This window comes from Streptomyces sp. NPDC048496 (assembly GCF_043200055.1).
In the GTDB taxonomy this organism is placed as follows: domain Bacteria; phylum Actinomycetota; class Actinomycetes; order Streptomycetales; family Streptomycetaceae; genus Streptomyces.
Window position 1 is genome coordinate 1 of the sequence record NZ_JBICXB010000005.1, and the last position, 16,384, is coordinate 16,384.

The window sequence follows — 16,384 nt, forward strand, 5'->3', positions numbered from 1 at the left end:
CGGATGGCCTGGTCCGCCAGCGGGCCGACCAGGGCGGCCGACCTGGTGGGGGCGCCGCCCGTCAGCAGCAGCGTCGGAGCAGCGGCGCCCCGTTCCCGGCCTGCGGCCCGCAGGAGATCGGCGACGGGCAGTGAGTTGGTCACCACCGTGAGACGGGGGACGTGCAGGAGTCGCTCCGCCACGGCGTAGGACGTCGTCCCCGCGGAGATCGCGACCACGCTTCCCGGTTCCACGAGGGCGGCCGCAGCCGCGGCGACGGCCGCCTTGGCCGTCGATTCGAGCGTGAACTTGGCCTCGAACCCCGGCTCGTCGGCGGTGGTCCCGGATGTCGCCACGGCGCCGCCGTACACCTTCTCCACGGAGCCGGCGCGGGCCAGGGCGTCCAGGTCGCGGCGGATGGTCATGTCCGAGACCCCGAGCTGGTCGACGAGGTCGGCCACCCGTACGGCTCCGTCGCGGCGCACGATGTCGAGAATCAGTGCCCTTCGCTGGGGTGCGAGCAGTCCTGCGTCCGTCACGAGCCCATCCCTGATCGTCTGTGTGCCGAATCCACCATGAACGTCACGATGGACACACGGAAAGCATCACAATTCAACAAATCCAGATTACCGCAAGGCCGGGCAGCGTGGCCCCGGCCGTCCGGTGCGGACCTCGTCAACCGATCCGACCGGCTCCCACCTCGGCCTGTGTTCTTCGGCAGGTGAGGTTCCAGCGAAGCCCATTCGTCATCAGAAAGATCACCCCCACACCGAACGGAGCGACCGGCCGAGAGGCGGGTTACCCGACCCATCCCGCGCTCGACGTCGACCGCCCGGCCAACTGCCGTGCCCGGACGCCCCGACAGGCCCTCGGCACGGAAAAGATCTTTCCCATGCTCGCCTCGTCCGGTACGGTCGCGGAGTTGTTTTCGCTGCTGGGAGCCCATGAGCTGCGCGCGTGGCCCCGGCGGCCCGCCAACTGAGAGCAGGTTTCTTTATGGCATGTCGTATCGGTGAGCTTGTGCTCGGTTGCCGCGACCCCGAACTGTTGGCGCAGTTCTGGTGCGAGGTCCTGGGCTACGTCGTGGTCGGCCGCGAGGAGGGCTGCGTGGAGATCGGGACGCCGGAAGGGTTCGGCGGTCCGCAGCCCACGATCTTCTTCAGCGTCCGGGACGAGCCGGAGCCGGGGAAGTCCCGGCTGCACATCGACGTCAACCCCACCGACCGCGACCAGGACGCCGAGCTCGAACGCCTCCTGAAGCTCGGTGCCCGCCGGGCCGACATCGGCCAGGCCAGGGACGAGCAGTGGCATGTCCTGGCCGACCCCGAGGGCAATGAGTTCTGCCTGCTCAAGGCCCGCATCAAGCCGCTCTGACGCTCGTCCGAGGCTCATCGGTCATGCCACGGCCTGCGGTGCCCCCGCGGCCGCGGCATGATCCGCCGGACAGCCCCTCAACAAGATCTTCATGAGTCTTCTAGGCCCTGTCCAGTTCCTGCGCGATGCGGCGCGAGGGTCGGAACGTGTAGAGGTCGAGAATGTCGGGGGCGTCCGCGAGGCCGGGGCCGCCCGCCTCGACCCAGGTGACGATGTCGGCGACGGCATCCGGGTCGTTGACCAGGCCGAGCCAGACCGGGCGGCCACCCGCCCTCCTGCCCTCGGCCGACGGCTGCACGACGATCACATTGGCCTGTTCGCACGCGTCCAGACATTCGACGGCCCGCACCGTGGCGATCTCGCCGAGTGACCGGCGCAGCGTGGCGAGCTGTCCGGCATGGTCCACGTCCGGGATCTTCGGCGTACCGCAGCAGCAGCCGCGGCAGACGCTGACGGTGGGGTGGGGCGCGCCCTGGGTGGGCGCGGCGGCCTTGCGCGTGCGGCGGCTCATGCGGGAACGCTCCAGGTGGTGGCGCGGATGATCACCGTGGGACTCTATCGAGCACTCTCCGCAATCGAACACCTGCACCCCATCTCGCGGCGGTCGAGTGAACCGGTGAGGTAAGGTAGGTGGTCGCGAAGGGGAGTAGCCCCGCAAACCGGTCGTCGACACACTGGAACCCCCGGGTTCCCGGTGGCCGGGCTCGTGGATCATTACGGGCGGGCGAGACCTTCGGTCAGGTATGACACGCCCGCACCCTGTGGGCGCTGCAGTCATGCCGGGCCGAGTGGTCCTCCGAAAAGCCCGAGTGGCGCTTCGCGGAAAGGCCCGGGCCCGGCTCTCACAGAAAGCCACCCGGAATGCATCTCGACCCCCTGGCGATCGTCACCGCCTTCGGGCTGATCTTCCTCGCGGAGCTCCCCGACAAGACCATGTTCGCGTCGCTGGCCATGGGCACGCGCATGCGGCCGCTCTACGTCTGGTTCGGCACGTCGTCCGCGTTCCTCGTGCATGTCGCGATAGCCGTCGGCGCGGGCGGTCTGATCGGGCTGCTGCCCGACTGGATCGTCAAGCTCGTCTCGGCCGCCCTCTTCGCGTTCGGCGCGTTCATGCTGCTGCGTGCCGGGGGCGGCGACGGCGACGAGGAGAGCGAAACCAGGACCGTGACCGGCTTCTGGCCGGTCTACTCGACCGCGTTCATGGCGGTGTTCATCAGCGAATGGGGTGACCTCACCCAGATCACCACCGCCAACCTGGCCGCCAGCAACGGCACCTGGTCCACGGCCATCGGGTCCGCGGCCGCCCTGATGTCCGTCTCGGCGCTGGCGCTGGTCGCCGGGCGCTTCATCGCCAAGCGGGTGCCGCTCAAGACGGTGCAGCGCATCGGTGGCCTGTGCATGCTGGGGCTGGCGATCTGGTCGGTCGTCGAGATCTTCATGGCCTGAGCCGGTTCCATATCGCAGCCACCACGAAGCCCGACGGCCGCCCCGTGCGTCCGCCGGGCTTCGGCGTGTCCGGAGCCCGGTCTAGAAGAGCGCCGGTGTGTCGCCCTCCGTGCCGTTCTCGAAGGCCAGCAGCCGCTGCTTGCGATCGAGTCCGCCGCCGTAGCCGGTGAGGCTGCCCGACGCTCCGATGACCCGGTGGCAGGGGACGATGATCCCGACCGGATTCTTGCCGTTCGCCAGGCCCACAGCGCGGGAAGCACCCGGCTTGCCCAGGTTTTCGGCGAGTTCCCCGTACGAGCGTGTCTCGCCGTACGGGATCGACCGGAGCTGCTCCCAGACGCTGCGCTGGAACGGGGTGCCGTCCAGGTACAGGGGCAGGTCGAACTCCCGCAGCTCGCCCGCGAAGTAGGCGTCCAGCTGGCGGATCGTCTCCGTGAAGGGGTGCGGGTCCGGGTCGCCGAAGGTTTCCTCGGGCGGGCGGTGCCGCTGCCCGGTCATATAGAGGCCCGAGAGGACGCCGTCGGTGGCGACGAGGGTCAACGGACCGTACGGGCTGTCGACGACCGTGTGCTGCCGGGTCGCGGCGCGTGTCGCAGTCATGAGTGAACTCCCTTATACGGGAAGGTGATTGATCGGGTGATCGTCGACGGTCCAAAGATACTGGACCGCGTACGCCCGCCAGGGACGCCAGGCCGCCGCGCGTGCGGTCAGGGCCGCGGGGGTCGACGGGAGGCCGAGTTCCTCCGCCGCCCGCCGGATGCCGAGGTCGGTGGGGAGGAAGGCGTCCGGGTCGCCGAGCGCTCGCATCGCGATGACCTCGACGGTCCAGGGGCCGAAGCCGGGCAGGGTGATCAGTTCGGCCCGGGTCCTCTCCCAGTCGGTGTCGGTGCCGAGTTGCAGCGCGCCTTCGGCGAGTGCGCCGACGAGGGTCGTGAGGGTGGTGCGACGGCTGCGTGGCAGCGCGAGCTGCTCGGGGTCGAGCCCGGCGAGCGCTTCCGGGGTCGGGAAGAGGTGGGTGAGACCGCCCTCGGGGTCGTCGACGGGGACGCCGTGGGCGGTGACCAGGCGGGCCGCGTGGGTGCGGGCGGCAGCGGTCGAGACCTGCTGGCCGAGCACCGCCCGTACGGCGAACTCCGCCCCGTCGACGGTGCGCGGCACCCGCCGCCCCGGCGCCTTGTCGACCAGCGGGGCGAGCAGCGGATCGGCCCGCAGTTGATCGTCGACGGCCACCGGGTCGGCGTCCAGGTCGAGCAGCCATCGGCAGCGGCTGATGGCGAGGGTGAGATCGCGCGGGTCGGTGAGCGAGAGCCGGCACGCGATGTGGTCGGGGCGCGGAGTGAGGGCGACGATGCCGTGCCCGTACGGGAGGGTGAGCGTCCGGCGGTAGGCGCCGTCGCGCCACTCCTCGACGCCGGGGACCGCGGTCGCGGCGAGGTGGCCGAAGAGGTTGGAGGGATTGAGCGGGGCCCGGTACGGCAGCCGAAGCGTTATCACTCCCGGCGTCGCCGGCGGTTTCGCGGACCGGGCGGCGCGGGTGCGCAGTTCGCTCGGCGCGAGCGCGAAGACCTCACGGACGGTGTCGTTGAAGGTACGGACGGACGAGAACCCGGCCGCGAACGCCACGTCGGCCATGGCGAGTTCGGTCGTCTCGATGAGCAGCCGGGCGGTCTGGGCGCGCTGGGCGCGGGCGAGGGCGAGCGGACCGGCACCCAGCTCGGCGAGCAGCTGCCGCTCGATCTGCCGGGCGGAGTAGCCGAGCCGGGCGGCCAGCCCCGGCACACCCTCGCGGTCGACGACCCCGTCCCCGATGAGCCGCATCGCACGGGCGACGGAGTCGGCGCGGGCGTTCCACTCGGGGGAGCCGGGGCTGGTGTCGGGCCGACACCGTTTGCACGCCCGGAACCCGGCCTGCTGGCAGGCAGCGGCACTGGGGTAGAAGGTCATGTTCTCTACCTTGGGCGGCACGACGGGGCAGCTCGGACGGCAGTAGATCCTGGTGGTCAGGACCGCCGTGAAGAACCAGCCGTCGAAGCGGGCGTCCTTGGACTGGACGGCCCGTACGCAGCGCTCGGTGTCGGTGTACATGGCTCAAGCATGAGCCACCCGACCGCGCCGGACTGGCGGAAATCCGACATCAGCCTTGCGCTGCCAGGGCCTCTTCGAACTCCGTGTACGCACGTTCGTCGAACAGGACGAATCGCACCTCCTCCACCGGAGCTCCCGCCTCCGCCAGGACCGTGCGGACGGCGATCCGCGCGCCGTCGTCCAGGGGCCAGCCGTAGATACCGGTCGAGATCGCGGGGAAGGCGACGGTCCGCGCACCCAGCCCGGCGGCCACCCGCAGTGATTCCCGGTAACAGGAGGCCAGCAGCGCGGAGCGGTCCTCGGCGCTGCTCCATACCGGCCCGACCGTATGGATCACCCATCGGGCGTCGAGCTTCCCGGCCGTGGTCGCCACCGCCTGACCGGTCGGTAGCCCTTTTCCGTACTGCGAGGCGCGCAGCTCGCGGCAGGCGGAGAGGATCTCCGGGCCGCCGCGCCGGTGGATCGCGCCGTCGACTCCGCCGCCGCCGAGCAGCGAGGAGTTCGCGGCATTGACGATGGCGTCGACGGACTGCAGGGTGATGTCGCCGCGGACGAGGGTCACCGTGACGGGCGGGGGTGTGCGCATGCTCCCATCATGCCGTCCCCGGGGCTGCTCCGCGGGACGGGAACCCCGCCGTACCGCGTTCACCGGCAGGCCGCCGGGTGTGCCGCATGACCGGCCGGCCGGGCAGGACGCCGGTGGCCGAGGTTCGCGGGGCGGTGTGCTCGGGTGCCTTGCCCCGCAGCCTCGTCGGCCTGCCCTCAGGTCGCACGGAGCCTGCGCCACACCGCCTTCGCCGCGTGGTGGCCGGACATCCCGTGCACGCCGGGCCCGGGCGGGGTGGCCGAGGAGCACAGGAACACCGCCGGGTGCGCCGTCGCGTACGGCACGCGGGCGAGCTTGGGCCGGAGCACCGTCTGCAGACCGGCGAACGCACCGCACGCGATGTCACCGCCGACGTAATTGGCGTTGCGCGCGGCGAGTTGCGGAGGGCCTGCGACGGCGCGGGCGAGCACCAGATCACGGAAGCCGGGGGCGAACCGCTCCAACTGCCTCTCGATGACCTCGGTGGCGTCGCCCTCCCAGCCCGCCGGGACATGTCCGTACACCCAGAAGACGTGACGGCCCTCGGGCGCGCGGGACGGGTCGACCAGGCTGGGCTGTGCGGTGATCAGGAACGGCACGCTCGGGTCGCGGCCCGCCACGGCTGCCCGCATCGCGCTGTCGATCTCGCCTGCCGTGGGCCCGACATGGACCGTGCCGGCCCGCCGGGCCTCCTTCGCGGTCCAGGGGACGGGGCCCGACAGCGCATAGTCGATCTTGAAGCAGGAGGCGCCGTACCGGTAGTCGCGGTAGGCCTGGCCCAGTCCGGCGATCCGCGCGAGGGCGGTCGGCGAGGTGTCGAAGACATAGGCGCGGGCGGGCGGGAGCTCGTCGAGGCGCTTGACCTCCGTGCCGGTACGGATCGTGCCGCCCAGTTCACGTACGTACGAGGCGAGGGCGTCGGAGATGGCCTGTGAGCCGCCGCGCGGCACCGGCCAGCCGTTCTCGTGAGCGGCGACGGCGAAGAGCAGCGCGATGCCGCCGGTCGCAAGGCCGCTGGTGGGGGCTATGGCATGGGCGGCGAGTCCGGCGAACAGGCCGCGCGCCTTCGCGCCCCGGAACCGGCGGGCGAGGAGCGTGGCGGGCTGGATCGCGTCCAGCCCGAACCGGACCCAGCGGTACGGATCACGCGGCAGCCCGATCCACGGCGTGCGCAGGAAGTCCTCCGCGAGCGTGTCCCAGTGGCCGAGGTACGGGGCGAGCAGCCTGCGGTACGCCCCCGCGTCCTGCGGTCCGAGCGACATGGCGCTCTCCCCCACCGAACCGGTGAGCACGGCGGCGGAGCCGTCCGGGAAGGGGTGAGCGAGCGACAGCTCGGGCTGGAGCCACTCCAGGCCGTGCCGGGCGAGCGGCATCCGGGCGAACGCGGGCGAGCCGATGCCCAGCGGATGCACGGCTGAACACGGGTCATGGCGGAAGCCGGGGAGTGTGAGCTCCTCGGTACGGGCGCCGCCCCCGACCGTCTCCTGCGCCTCGAACACTTCCACGGAGAAGCCCCGGCGGGCCAGTTCGGCTGCGGCGGTCAGTCCATTGGGGCCCGCCCCCACGACGACGGCATCGAGCATCGATGGCACCTTCGGACTCCTTCGTCAGCCGACGGCAAGAAACTCCAGGATATTCCGCTGCGCCGACAGCCGAACCGCGGGTACCGTCCGGGCCGATGAATACGGAGTCGGCAGCAGAACGAGTTCGCGCATCGATGGTCGACGACATGGCGGCCCGGCTGACCGCGGTGTCCGGTGTCCGGGCCGTCGCCCTCGGCGGCAGCCGCGCCCGCTCGACGCATCGCCCGGACTCCGACTGGGATCTCGGCGTCTACTACCGCGGGACACTCGACCTGGTCGCCCTGACCGCACTCGCCTCTCAGGCGCAGGGCTCCCCGGTGGAGGTGGCCGGTCCGGGCGGCTGGGGTCCATGGGTCGACGGCGGCGCCTGGCTGCGGATTGACGGCACGGCGGTGGACTGGATCCTGCGCGATCTGGACCGGGTCGAGAGCGTCTGGTCCGACTGCCGCGAGGGCCGCTTCGAGGTGGGCGTCCAGCCCGGCCATCCGCTGGGCTTCTGGTCGCCCTGCTATCCGGGCGAGGTCGCCCTGGGCCGCGTACTGGCCGACCCCTACGGCGAATTGACGGAACTTCAACAGCAGACGCGCGACTATCCGGAACTCCTGCGCAGGGCGCTGTGCGACGCCGCGTGGGAGGCGGACTTCTCCGTCACGGCGGCACGCAAGTCGGCGGTCTCCGGGGACACGCTCCATGTCGCGCTCTGTCTGTCGCGGGCATTCGGCATTCTGGCGCAGGCTCTCCACGCCCACCACCGCACCTGGTGCCTGAACGAGAAGGGGGCGCTGGCCGCGGCCGCGCTGCTGCCGGAGACTCCGGCGGACTTCGCCGAGCGGGTCGGTGGGGCGCTGCGCGGCCTGGACTCGGCCGCGGTGGAGACGGCGGCGTCCGTGGCGCGCGATGTGCGGGCGGTTCTCGGGTGGGAAAGGGGCTCCGCCGGGGACCGGGCCCGGTCTAGGATCCCGGCATGATCGCCGAACTTCAATGCGTGGTGCTCGACTGCCCCGATCCCGTACGTCTGGCCGAGTTCTACCGGTCGGTCCTCGGCGGCCGGCTCAACGAGCCGGACCGGCGGTGGGCGCTCGGCGAGAACTGGACGACGCTGCACACCGACGCCGGTCTCGTCCTGGCGTTCCAGCGGGTCGCGGACCACCGGCCGCCGCAGTGGCCGGACCCGGCGCGGCCCCAGCAGTTCCACTTGGACTTCGGTGTGCCCGATCTGGACGCGGCGCAGGCGGAGGTCGTCGCGGCGGGCGCGACCGTGCTCGACGACGGGAGCGAGGGCGGGAGCGAGGGCGGGGAGGCGGACGCGGAGCGGGCGGAGCGGCCGTGGCGGATCTATGCCGATCCGGCTGGGCACCCGTTCTGCCTGGTGCTGCACCGGGTGGCGTAGCCGCTGCCGCTCAGTCGTGCCGGATGGCGGTGGCACAGCGTGCGAGCAGGTCGCGCAGGGCGTCGCGTTCCTCCGGGGTGAACGCGTCGGCAAGTCGGCGTTCTCGATGCGTACCGCCTGCTCGTCGGCGATCCGCAGCGCTTCCCGGCCTGCTTCGCTCAGCCAGGTCTCCAGCATCTTCTGATGCCACGGGTGCGCCGACCGGGCCACCGGACCTCGTTCTTCGGGGCCCGGCCCGCCGCGGTGACCCGCGCGCTCATCGCCTGACCGGGACCGCCTGGGAAGGTCAACCCCCGGCGCGCAGCGCCGCCAGGATCCGTTCGGCCGTCGCCTTGTCGCGGGCGGCCGTGAACGGCAGGTCGTTGCCCCCGGCGATGCGGAACGGGGCACCCGAGAGCGTGGCCTGGGCGCCGCCCGCCTCGGTGACCAGGAGCAGGCCCGCCGCATGGTCCCAGGCGTACTCCCAGTTGAAGGCGACCGCGTCCTGGTCGCCGCGGGCGACGGCCAGGTATTCGAGGCCCGCGGAGCCGCACGGACGGGCGTGGATGCCGTCGACGAACAGGCCCAGCAGGGCCCGCTTCTGGGCTTCGGTGGTGTAGTCGGGGTGCGACATCGCGACTTCGAGTGCGGCGCCGGGCGCGGGCGATCCGGAGCGTATCGGCACACCGTTGAGTACGGCTCCCCGGCCGCGTACCGCGACCGCCATCTCGTTCAGTGCCGCGGCGTACGTCCAGGAGGCAAGGAGTTCGCCATGGTGGGCGAGGGCGACGAGGGTGCAGAAGCCGGGCTCGCCGCGGACGAACTGGCGGGTCCCGTCGACCGGATCGACGATCCAGACCGGTGCGTCGCCGTCCAGGGCGTCGTACACCTTCGGATCGGCGTGGACCGCCTCCTCACCGACGACCACCGAACCGGGGAGCAGCCGCGTCAGGGACGCCGTGAGGTGTTCCTCGGCAAGGCGGTCGGCGGTGGTGACGAGGTCGTGCGGGCCGCTCTTCTCGACGATCTCGTGTGCGGCGAGCTGCCGGTAGCGCGGCATGATCTCGGCGGCGGCCGCTGCGCGGACCGCCTCCTCGACCTCGGTCAGGTCCCCGGCAAGAAAGTCATCGATCATGGCTCCAGCTAAGCACGGTCCACCGGGAACCCGACGACCTGGTCATGACGCGCAGGTGGCCGGTCAGCGACCGACGGCTTATCCCTGCATGCCGCGGGGGGTTCGCGGCGGCGGAGAGCACCCCGGTCTCCGGATCGCGGGCGACGGCGCATATCCGCCCTTCCGGCCACGGGTCGCCCACGGTGACGTCATGGCCGCGGCGGCGCGCCTCCTCGACGACCACCGGACCCATGCGCTCCTCGACGGTGACGCTGCCGGGCCGCATGCCGCGCGGGAAGACCGAGCCGGGGGAACTGTCGTTGTGCCAGTTGGGAGCGTCGATGGCGCCCTGCAGGTCGAGTCCGCCGCGTACCTCGACGCGCAGGGCGACGGCGAGGAAGAAGTGCACCGATTCGCCCTCCGGACGGTCACGGAAGCCGGTACGGGACAGCTCTTCGGAAATCGACCATTCCTTGGAACAGCAGGAAGCGGACACACGCCCAGCGGCTAGGTTCGACACATGTCACGGACCGGCACAGCTCTTCTACTCCTGAACGCCGCCTTGATCCTCCTGGCTCTGACGGCCGTCCACCGGTACCTGTTCCGGCGCCTCGTCAAAGACGTCTCCCACGAGGGCTCCCCCTGGCGGCGTGCCGGCACGGTGCTGGTGTGGCTGCTCTCGGCGACCACAGCGGTCCTGCTGTTCGCCGGGCCCGCCGAGCCGCCGTTCGAGATCACACGGGTCCTCACCCCGGCGGGTGAGGTCTGGCTGCCGCTGCTGATGTACCTCACCCTCGCGCTGCTCCTGGGCGAACTCGTCCGCCTCCTGCTCCGCCGGGGCCTCACCCGACGGGCCGCCACACCGTCGCCGGACGACCCCGACGCCCCTGACGGGAAGGCCCCCTCCCGGCGGCTCTTCGTCGCGCGCACCGTCGCGATCGGCGCCACCGCCTTCGCCACGGCAGGCGTCGCCGCCGGGGCAGGCGGAGACCCGGGCGTACAACCTCCGGGGACGCGCGGCGTCGAGCTCTCGCTGCCCTTCACCGGGCTGTGGCGCGCCAGGAACAGCCCGGCACGGCGGATTCCAAGTCATGGGACCGAGATGTTCGGCAGCAGTCACGCCATTGACTTCATCGGCGTGGACGACCGCCACCGCACGGCCGGCCACCGCAGTTGGCGGACCTTCTTCGCCACCGAACCGCCCGAGCTCTTCCACAGTTTCGGCCGACCGGTCCTGGCTCCCGCCGCCGGCACCGTGACCGCGGCCCACGACAGCGAGCCCGACCACGAGGCACGCCGGTCACAGCTCGCCCTGATGCCGTACATGCTGGGCCAGGCCGCACGGGTACGCCGAGGGGCGAACGCCATCGCAGGGAACCATCTGATCATTTCGCTGTCGGAGCACGGCCCCTACATCGCCCTGGTGCACCTCAAGTCCGGCTCCCTCCAGGTGTCCGCCGGACAGCGAGTGGTGGCCGGCCAGCACCTCGCGAACTGTGGCAACTCCGGCAACTCGACCCAGCCCCATGTGCACATGCAGGTCATGGACAGCTCCGACCTCTCGGTCGCCCGAGGCATGCCGATGCTGTTCCGGCGCTTCCGTGAATGGCCCGGCGGCCCGGGTGGGGATTCCCGGGTCAGGGAGTTGGCTGTGCCGGACGAAGAGGCGGTCGTGGAAGCGCTTCCCGCCCCGGCCCGGGACTGACCGGTCCCACTCGTCCGTCGGCCGGCCGGCCCGGTTGCCGGGCGCGGCGCGCGGTGCGCCGCCAGCATGGCGGCGAGCCCCCACGAGCAACCTCCCCCCGTGCCGCGACCGCGACCTCGACCGACCCCGACGTGTTCATGAACGCGGAAGTACCGCTCCGGCGCACGGCAGTTGACGGGACCGCGCCCCGCCCGTCGGCCCCCATCCCGGAACCCGTCAACGGCCGGTGCACCGTGGCAGACTACGGTCATGACTGAAGCCGTGAAGGGCCCCGCCAGCTACTTTCCGTCGATCGAGAAGACGTACGGCCGGCCTATCCCGGAGTGGAAGGACCTCATCCGGTCCTCGCCCCTGACCAAGCACATGGAGCTGGTCTCCTGGCTCAAGGCCGAGCACGGCCTCGGCCACGGCCACGCCAACGCCCTCGTCGCGCACACCCTCGCGGAGGACAAGGGCAAGTAACGGCGCCGTGATCGCCGGAACGCCTCGACGCTCACGGCTCGCCTGGCCAGGATGGAAGAATTACACGAAATGGCCGGGTCTCCGGCGGCCTCCATGCCGTCCTCGACAGCGGCTTCGGCCTCGGCTACGTCCGCTACCTCATACCCGAGCTGTCCCACCATCCGGCGCTTGCGCAGCGCGTCGCGGTTCGGGTTGGAGTCGTAGCCCTTGTCGCCGAGCAGGGCGTCGGGTTGGCGGCGGGGCCCGCCGGGTCGGCCGAGTCGCCGCCCGCCCCTGGCCTGGAAGTGAGGGTGGCCGACGATGCGCAGCTCGGGGTCAGCGTCCGCTGCGGGGCCCCGACTGGCCTGGTGAAGGACACCGATGCGCCGGACGGCGCGGTGCTGGTGGCCCGTTGATACCGAATTGGCCGTCAAGATCCACCGCTGCGCGCGGAAAGAGAACTGCCGTGGTCAAGAAGCACGGGAGGAAGCAGCACGCCCATCAGAAAGTCGGCGCGCACCGGGGTCTCACGCCAGTCGGCGGCCGCCGGTTGCGTCGCCCCATATCGCCGGGGAGACGCCCCAAGTGCGCCTCAACTCCTCCACATTGGTCTTCGGATCGCTATGCGTAGGGGGGTGGGGGGATGGACCCGATCGCGCTCGCGGCAGGAACCGCCTTGGTGAGCGCCATGGCAACGGATGCATGGCTGCAGGCGAGGTCTGCGACGGTAGCAATGTGGCGCCGGATACGTCCGGACCACGCCGATCGTCCTCAGCGACCGGGGGATCCCTCGAAGCGACCGTGATCCGCGAACTCGCCGAGGAGACCGGCCTGACCGCCCGGCTGGACGACGTCACGCTCCTGGGCACGCTCGTCGACCACGTCGAGGACGTCGTGGGTCACCGTCGGCGCCATCGTCAACGCCTGGCGGGGCCAGCCGGCCACGCAACCGGACGAGAGCGTCGGCGACTGGGCCTGGCACCCCCTGGACCAACTGCCCGACGACCTGTTCGTGTGCAGCGCCCAGATCCTCACCGCCTGGCGCCCCGACCTGCCCATCGACCACACCCCCGCGCACTTCACCCCCTACGCCTACCGCACACCGCGCTCGGTGACCGCGGTGGACGACATCGCATGAACGATGATGGCGACAAGCCTGGGCTGTGCTGCCGCGATGGGATCCATTCCGCTGGCGGCCGCATACGGCCAACTGGCCCTGACGCAGCTGTGAGTGGCAGCATTCCCCGTCGGCTCCTGCCACGTCGTCGGTATGGCAGCAAGCCTGTCCTCCATCCCCCACCTTCTTCCGCCGCACCGGCTTTTGGAGGCCATCGCCAAACTGGCCAGCGCCAACACGCTGGCCGACATCGGCGGCCCGGCACTCGCAGGAGCGCTGATCGGGCTGATCGGAGCCGCCCGCACGGTCGCCGCCGACGGGGTCTCCTACCTTGTCACCGCCTGGTGCACCCTGCACATCCGCACCTCCGAGCCCGCCCCGCGTCCGCGCACAGCCGCACCGTCGCTGCGCAGCGAAATCCGCGCCGGCCTCGCATACACCTGGCGCCATCCGGCGATCAGCCCGCTCGTGACCACGAACGCCATCACGTCCACCGTCCTGGCCGGCACGGCCGCGCACGTCGGCCGGGCGGCGGCTCAGGCCTGCCCGCGCTCCGCCCGGTCGCGGACCTCCGCCAGCAGTCGCCGTACGAGCTTCCCGTGCGCCCCCGAACCGATCACCAACTGCCGGTAGGCGAAGCCGAGCGGCCCCGGGGACACGGCGTACGTACCGGCGACCAGGACCGTCCCGGAGCCGTCCGGCCGCGGCACCAGCTCGAACAGCAGCGTGTACCGGGACAGGAAATGCCGGCCCGCAAGGACCGCCCGGCGGCCCGGCGCCGACTCCACCACGCGCATGCCCGGCAGCGTCGAACCCTCCACGAGCGCGGGCCCCGAGGCGGCCGCCGGCTCCGCCCGGACCAGCCGCGCGTACGCCTCGCTGCGCCCGCCGCGCTTCCGCCCGACCACCTCGGTCAGGGCCCGCCACACCTCGGCCGCGCCGGCCGCGACCGGCACCCGGTGCTCGTCCACGAAAGGCAGCCCGAAATCGGCGCCCCCTGGCGCCCCACCCGGCCCCGCTCCCCGCGTACCCGGCGTGTCCGCCCGTCCGTGCCGCCCACTCACAGCGCCACCTTCCCCGCGACGATCCGCGCCCACGCACGGTATCCGTGGGCCAAGGGGTGGAAGCGGTCGCGCGCGAAGAACTCCGGCCCCATCGGCAGTACGTCCGTGGAGCCTATCCAGGTCACGCCCGCGATCCCCGCGCACACCCGCTGCGAGACCTCGTCCAGCGCAGTGGCCCGCTCGGCCAGGTACCGCCCCAGCGTCCCCGGCACCGAGGGGAACTCCCCGAACGCCGGTATCCCGGTCACCACCACCTCCTCGGCCCGCCGCGCCAGATCGCCGACCACGGCCGCCAGATCGTCCCCCCAGTTCTGCGGGCTTCGCCGGCCGAGGACGTCGTTGACCCCGGCCAGCAGCGCGGCGACCTGGAGGTCCGAGCCGACCTCGTGCAGCAGCCGGTACCGGATCCGGCGCACCGTCGCCCCGTACTGGCCGCGCACCGACCACTCCACCGGCCGCCCCGTGCGCTCGCTGAGCTCCCGGGCGAGGTTCCCGGCTTCCCTTCCCATCCCCGCGCCTCGCCGCGCTTGACCACTGATTTGGGGGCCATTCCCGGTGTCTGTCCACATAGCCCACCGGCTCTTTGCCGTACACGACTGCGCTCTCGCCGCCGGCCTCGCCCAGCGAATCGCAGCGAAGATCGGTCCCGAGCGCGTCTTCCTGCCGTTCTGCGACACCAACGGGGCACAGATCCGGACGAGCGACACGTAGCGGCAGCCACTTTGGCGCGGGCTTCGAAGATCATGGCCCCAACATCGTGCTTTACCTGAGCAAGTCCAAGGACTGAGCCTCAGTGGCCTTGAGGCTGCGGGTCCACTCGTTACAGGCGAGCAGGAAGACAGGCGAGGCGAGCATTAGGACCGACCGGCAGATGGGGGGTGGGAGAAGGAGCGGGGCTGGGTGCGTGCAGCTGCAAGGCGGAGGATTGAGACATGGCGGAGCCATGGTGATTGACGACAACGCGGCAGATGTGCGTGCCCAGCCCCGCGACGCCGCCCCCCATGTGCCGGTCGGTCTAAGGTGCAATACGAAGCGTGTGCGCATGTATCAAGATTTCGGAGCAGCAGGCTCAGGACACGCCGCGCACTGGAAGGGAACGAAGCCGTGCATGGCGAGTACAAGGTGCCCGGTGGCAAGCTTGTCGTCGTAGATCTGGACGTCGAGGAAGGCGTACTGCGCAACGTGCACGTCGCTGGGGACTTCTTCCTGGAGCCCGACGAGGCGCTCCTCTTGATCAACAGGGCCCTGGAGGGTGCTCCCGCTTCGACGGACGCCACAGGCCTGGCGGCCCGAATCACGGCGGTCCTGCCCGAGTCGACCGTGATGCTCGGGTTGACCGCGGAGGGCGTCGGCATCGCCGTTCGGCGAGCCTTGGCCCACGCGACCGAGTGGAGCGACTACGACTGGCAGCTGGTGCACATGGAGCCGCAGGCCCCGGCCCTGCACATGGCGCTGGACGAGGTCCTCACCGCTGAGGTGGCCTCCGGGCGACGGGCACCCACGCTGCGGGTCTGGGAATGGGCCTCGCCTGCTGTGGTCATCGGCAGCTTCCAGTCGCTGCGCAACGAGGTGGACCCCGACGGGGCGGCGAAGCACGGGATGACCGTGGTACGCCGCATTTCTGGTGGTGGGGCCATGTTTGTAGAGCCCATGAGCACGATCACGTACTCTCTGTCCGTGCCGGAGTCGCTGGTGTCGGGCCTTTCCTTCGCCGACAGTTACGCCTACCTCGACGACTGGGTGCTGGGCGCACTCGGCGACATGGGCATCAGGGCCTGGTACCAGCCCCTCAACGACATCGCCACAGAGGTCGGCAAGATCGCCGGCGCCGCCCAGAAGCGGATGGTCGGCGCCGACGGTGGTCCTGGAGCCGTCCTGCATCACGTGACCATGTCGTACGACATCGACGCCGACAAGATGCTCGAAGTCCTACGCATCGGCAAGGAGAAGATGTCCGACAAGGGCACCAAGAGCGCCAAGAAGCGCGTCGACCCGCTCCGCCGCCAGACGGGCCTCGCTCGGGAGCAGGTGATCGAGAACATGATCGCCTCCTTCCGTAACCGCTACGGGCTGACCGCCAGCGAAGTCACAGCGGAAGAGAAGGCCCGGGCGGAGGAGTTGGTGCGGACGAAGTTCGCCACCGAGGAGTGGACCGCGCGGGTGCCGTAAGCACCCCGGCGGGAGCAGGCGCTTGCCCGTGATCACGCAGGCTCGTAGTGTCTTCCCCGTCCGACCTTCGTGGAACCGGGCAACTCCATCACGTACTCGCTCTCCGTTCCCGATTCCCGCTGCGCCGCCAAACCGGTTTGCCCCGCGAGACCGTCATCGACCGCATGGTGGGGTCCTTCCGCAACCGCTACGGGCTCACGCATGGACGCGTCACTCCTGAGGAACTGGCGCGCGCGGAAGAACTGGCCGCCACCAACCAAGTACAGCAGTGCGGAGTGGACAGCACGCGTTTCGTAAGGGCTCGCGGAGAATCAACATGCGGGTGGGAGACCTGCCTCGGTGCCGGCGGGCC

The 16,384-nt window shown here is 71.1% G+C and carries 19 protein-coding genes and 2 pseudogenes; 11 read left to right on the plus strand and 10 right to left on the minus strand.

Annotated elements, in window-relative coordinates:
• Window positions 1-518: DeoR/GlpR family DNA-binding transcription regulator (locus ACGFSA_RS07330; protein ID WP_393300953.1), on the minus strand; the 518-nt coding region annotated here is incomplete at its 3' end.
• 182 nt (window positions 519-700) lie between these two features.
• Between ACGFSA_RS07330 and ACGFSA_RS07335 the strand changes: the two genes are divergently transcribed.
• Complete coding sequence (locus tag ACGFSA_RS07335) at window positions 701-961, plus strand: hypothetical protein (protein WP_393300956.1); 261 nt, start codon at window positions 701-703, stop codon at window positions 959-961.
• 14 nt (window positions 962-975) lie between these two features.
• Window positions 976-1,353 carry a VOC family protein gene (locus ACGFSA_RS07340; RefSeq protein ID WP_393300959.1) on the plus strand — a complete coding sequence of 126 codons (378 nt, stop codon included), beginning with the start codon at window positions 976-978 and terminating at the stop codon, window positions 1,351-1,353.
• A 100-nt stretch (window positions 1,354-1,453) separates the two neighbouring features.
• Here ACGFSA_RS07340 and ACGFSA_RS07345 read toward each other — a convergent pair whose 3' ends face one another.
• Window positions 1,454-1,864, minus strand: a complete 411-nt coding sequence (locus tag ACGFSA_RS07345; protein WP_393300962.1) for a (2Fe-2S) ferredoxin domain-containing protein — start codon at window positions 1,862-1,864, stop codon at window positions 1,454-1,456.
• A gap of 350 nt (window positions 1,865-2,214) precedes the next feature.
• On the opposite strand from ACGFSA_RS07345, the gene ACGFSA_RS07350 reads away from it, so the two are divergent.
• The gene (locus ACGFSA_RS07350) at window positions 2,215-2,799 is read left to right on the plus strand and encodes a TMEM165/GDT1 family protein (RefSeq protein ID WP_393300965.1); all 585 of its coding nucleotides are present in this window, start codon (window positions 2,215-2,217) and stop codon (window positions 2,797-2,799) included.
• A gap of 81 nt (window positions 2,800-2,880) precedes the next feature.
• Here the strand turns inward: ACGFSA_RS07350 and ACGFSA_RS07355 are convergent, their stop codons facing one another.
• From ACGFSA_RS07355 to ACGFSA_RS07370, 4 genes are all read right to left on the minus strand, one after another.
• A complete protein-coding gene (locus tag ACGFSA_RS07355; protein ID WP_393300968.1) occupies window positions 2,881-3,399 on the minus strand; it encodes a methylated-DNA--[protein]-cysteine S-methyltransferase in 519 nt (172 codons plus the stop codon).
• Window positions 3,400-3,411: 12 nt separating this feature from the next.
• Window positions 3,412-4,884, minus strand: a complete 1,473-nt coding sequence (locus ACGFSA_RS07360) for an AlkA N-terminal domain-containing protein (RefSeq protein WP_393300971.1) — start codon at window positions 4,882-4,884, stop codon at window positions 3,412-3,414.
• Window positions 4,885-4,933: 49 nt separating this feature from the next.
• Window positions 4,934-5,470 (minus strand): O-acetyl-ADP-ribose deacetylase, encoded by a 537-nt coding sequence (locus tag ACGFSA_RS07365; RefSeq protein WP_393300974.1) that lies wholly within the window; start codon window positions 5,468-5,470, stop codon window positions 4,934-4,936.
• Window positions 5,471-5,646: 176 nt separating this feature from the next.
• Window positions 5,647-7,062: a phytoene desaturase family protein gene (locus tag ACGFSA_RS07370; protein ID WP_393300977.1), complete on the minus strand. Its 1,416-nt coding sequence runs from the start codon at window positions 7,060-7,062 to the stop codon at window positions 5,647-5,649.
• Between the two features lie 86 nt (window positions 7,063-7,148).
• Between ACGFSA_RS07370 and ACGFSA_RS07375 the strand changes: the two genes are divergently transcribed.
• Window positions 7,149-8,021 (plus strand): nucleotidyltransferase family protein, encoded by an 873-nt coding sequence (locus ACGFSA_RS07375; protein ID WP_393300980.1) that lies wholly within the window; start codon window positions 7,149-7,151, stop codon window positions 8,019-8,021.
• Entirely contained in the window at window positions 8,018-8,443 is a 426-nt protein-coding gene (locus tag ACGFSA_RS07380; RefSeq protein ID WP_393300983.1) for a VOC family protein, read from the plus strand. The genes ACGFSA_RS07375 and ACGFSA_RS07380 overlap by 4 nt, the downstream gene beginning before the upstream one ends.
• Window positions 8,444-8,729: 286 nt before the next feature.
• On the opposite strand, the gene ACGFSA_RS07385 is transcribed toward ACGFSA_RS07380, so the two are convergent.
• Together ACGFSA_RS07385 and ACGFSA_RS07390 are read right to left on the minus strand one after the other, a co-directional pair.
• On the minus strand, window positions 8,730-9,557 hold the full coding sequence (locus tag ACGFSA_RS07385) for an inositol monophosphatase family protein (protein WP_393300986.1): 828 nt from the start codon (window positions 9,555-9,557) through the stop codon (window positions 8,730-8,732).
• Window positions 9,558-9,635: 78 nt separating this feature from the next.
• Window positions 9,636-9,945 (minus strand): annotated as a pseudogene (locus tag ACGFSA_RS07390) (gamma-glutamyltransferase); the annotation flags it as partial.
• 111 nt (window positions 9,946-10,056) lie between these two features.
• Here ACGFSA_RS07390 and ACGFSA_RS07395 point away from each other — a divergent pair.
• The 4 genes and pseudogenes from ACGFSA_RS07395 (at window position 10,057) to ACGFSA_RS07410 (ending at window position 13,432) form a co-directional block, all read left to right on the plus strand.
• Entirely contained in the window at window positions 10,057-11,241 is a 1,185-nt protein-coding gene (locus tag ACGFSA_RS07395; RefSeq protein WP_393300989.1) for a M23 family metallopeptidase, read from the plus strand.
• Window positions 11,242-11,490: 249 nt separating this feature from the next.
• The gene (locus tag ACGFSA_RS07400) at window positions 11,491-11,703 is read left to right on the plus strand and encodes a DUF4287 domain-containing protein (protein WP_266979691.1); all 213 of its coding nucleotides are present in this window, start codon (window positions 11,491-11,493) and stop codon (window positions 11,701-11,703) included.
• A 759-nt stretch (window positions 11,704-12,462) separates the two neighbouring features.
• A pseudogene (locus ACGFSA_RS07405) lies at window positions 12,463-12,820 on the plus strand (NUDIX hydrolase); the annotation flags it as partial.
• 93 nt (window positions 12,821-12,913) lie between these two features.
• Complete coding sequence (locus ACGFSA_RS07410) at window positions 12,914-13,432, plus strand: MFS transporter (RefSeq protein ID WP_393300993.1); 519 nt, start codon at window positions 12,914-12,916, stop codon at window positions 13,430-13,432.
• Here ACGFSA_RS07410 and ACGFSA_RS07415 read toward each other — a convergent pair.
• Window positions 13,336-13,770, minus strand: coding sequence for a hypothetical protein (locus ACGFSA_RS07415; protein WP_393300996.1), 435 nt, complete (start codon window positions 13,768-13,770; stop codon window positions 13,336-13,338). The genes ACGFSA_RS07410 and ACGFSA_RS07415 overlap by 97 nt on opposite strands.
• Before the next feature lie 89 nt (window positions 13,771-13,859).
• Window positions 13,860-14,372, minus strand: coding sequence for an SGNH/GDSL hydrolase family protein (locus tag ACGFSA_RS07420; RefSeq protein ID WP_393300999.1), 513 nt, complete (start codon window positions 14,370-14,372; stop codon window positions 13,860-13,862).
• A 46-nt stretch (window positions 14,373-14,418) separates the two neighbouring features.
• Between ACGFSA_RS07420 and ACGFSA_RS07425 the strand changes: the two genes are divergently transcribed.
• Both ACGFSA_RS07425 and ACGFSA_RS07430 read left to right on the plus strand, forming a co-directional pair.
• The gene (locus ACGFSA_RS07425) at window positions 14,419-14,574 is read left to right on the plus strand and encodes a hypothetical protein (RefSeq protein ID WP_393301002.1); all 156 of its coding nucleotides are present in this window, start codon (window positions 14,419-14,421) and stop codon (window positions 14,572-14,574) included.
• 393 nt (window positions 14,575-14,967) lie between these two features.
• The gene (locus ACGFSA_RS07430) at window positions 14,968-16,032 is read left to right on the plus strand and encodes a biotin/lipoate A/B protein ligase family protein (protein ID WP_393301005.1); all 1,065 of its coding nucleotides are present in this window, start codon (window positions 14,968-14,970) and stop codon (window positions 16,030-16,032) included.
• The last annotated feature ends 352 nt before the right edge of the window (window positions 16,033-16,384 follow it).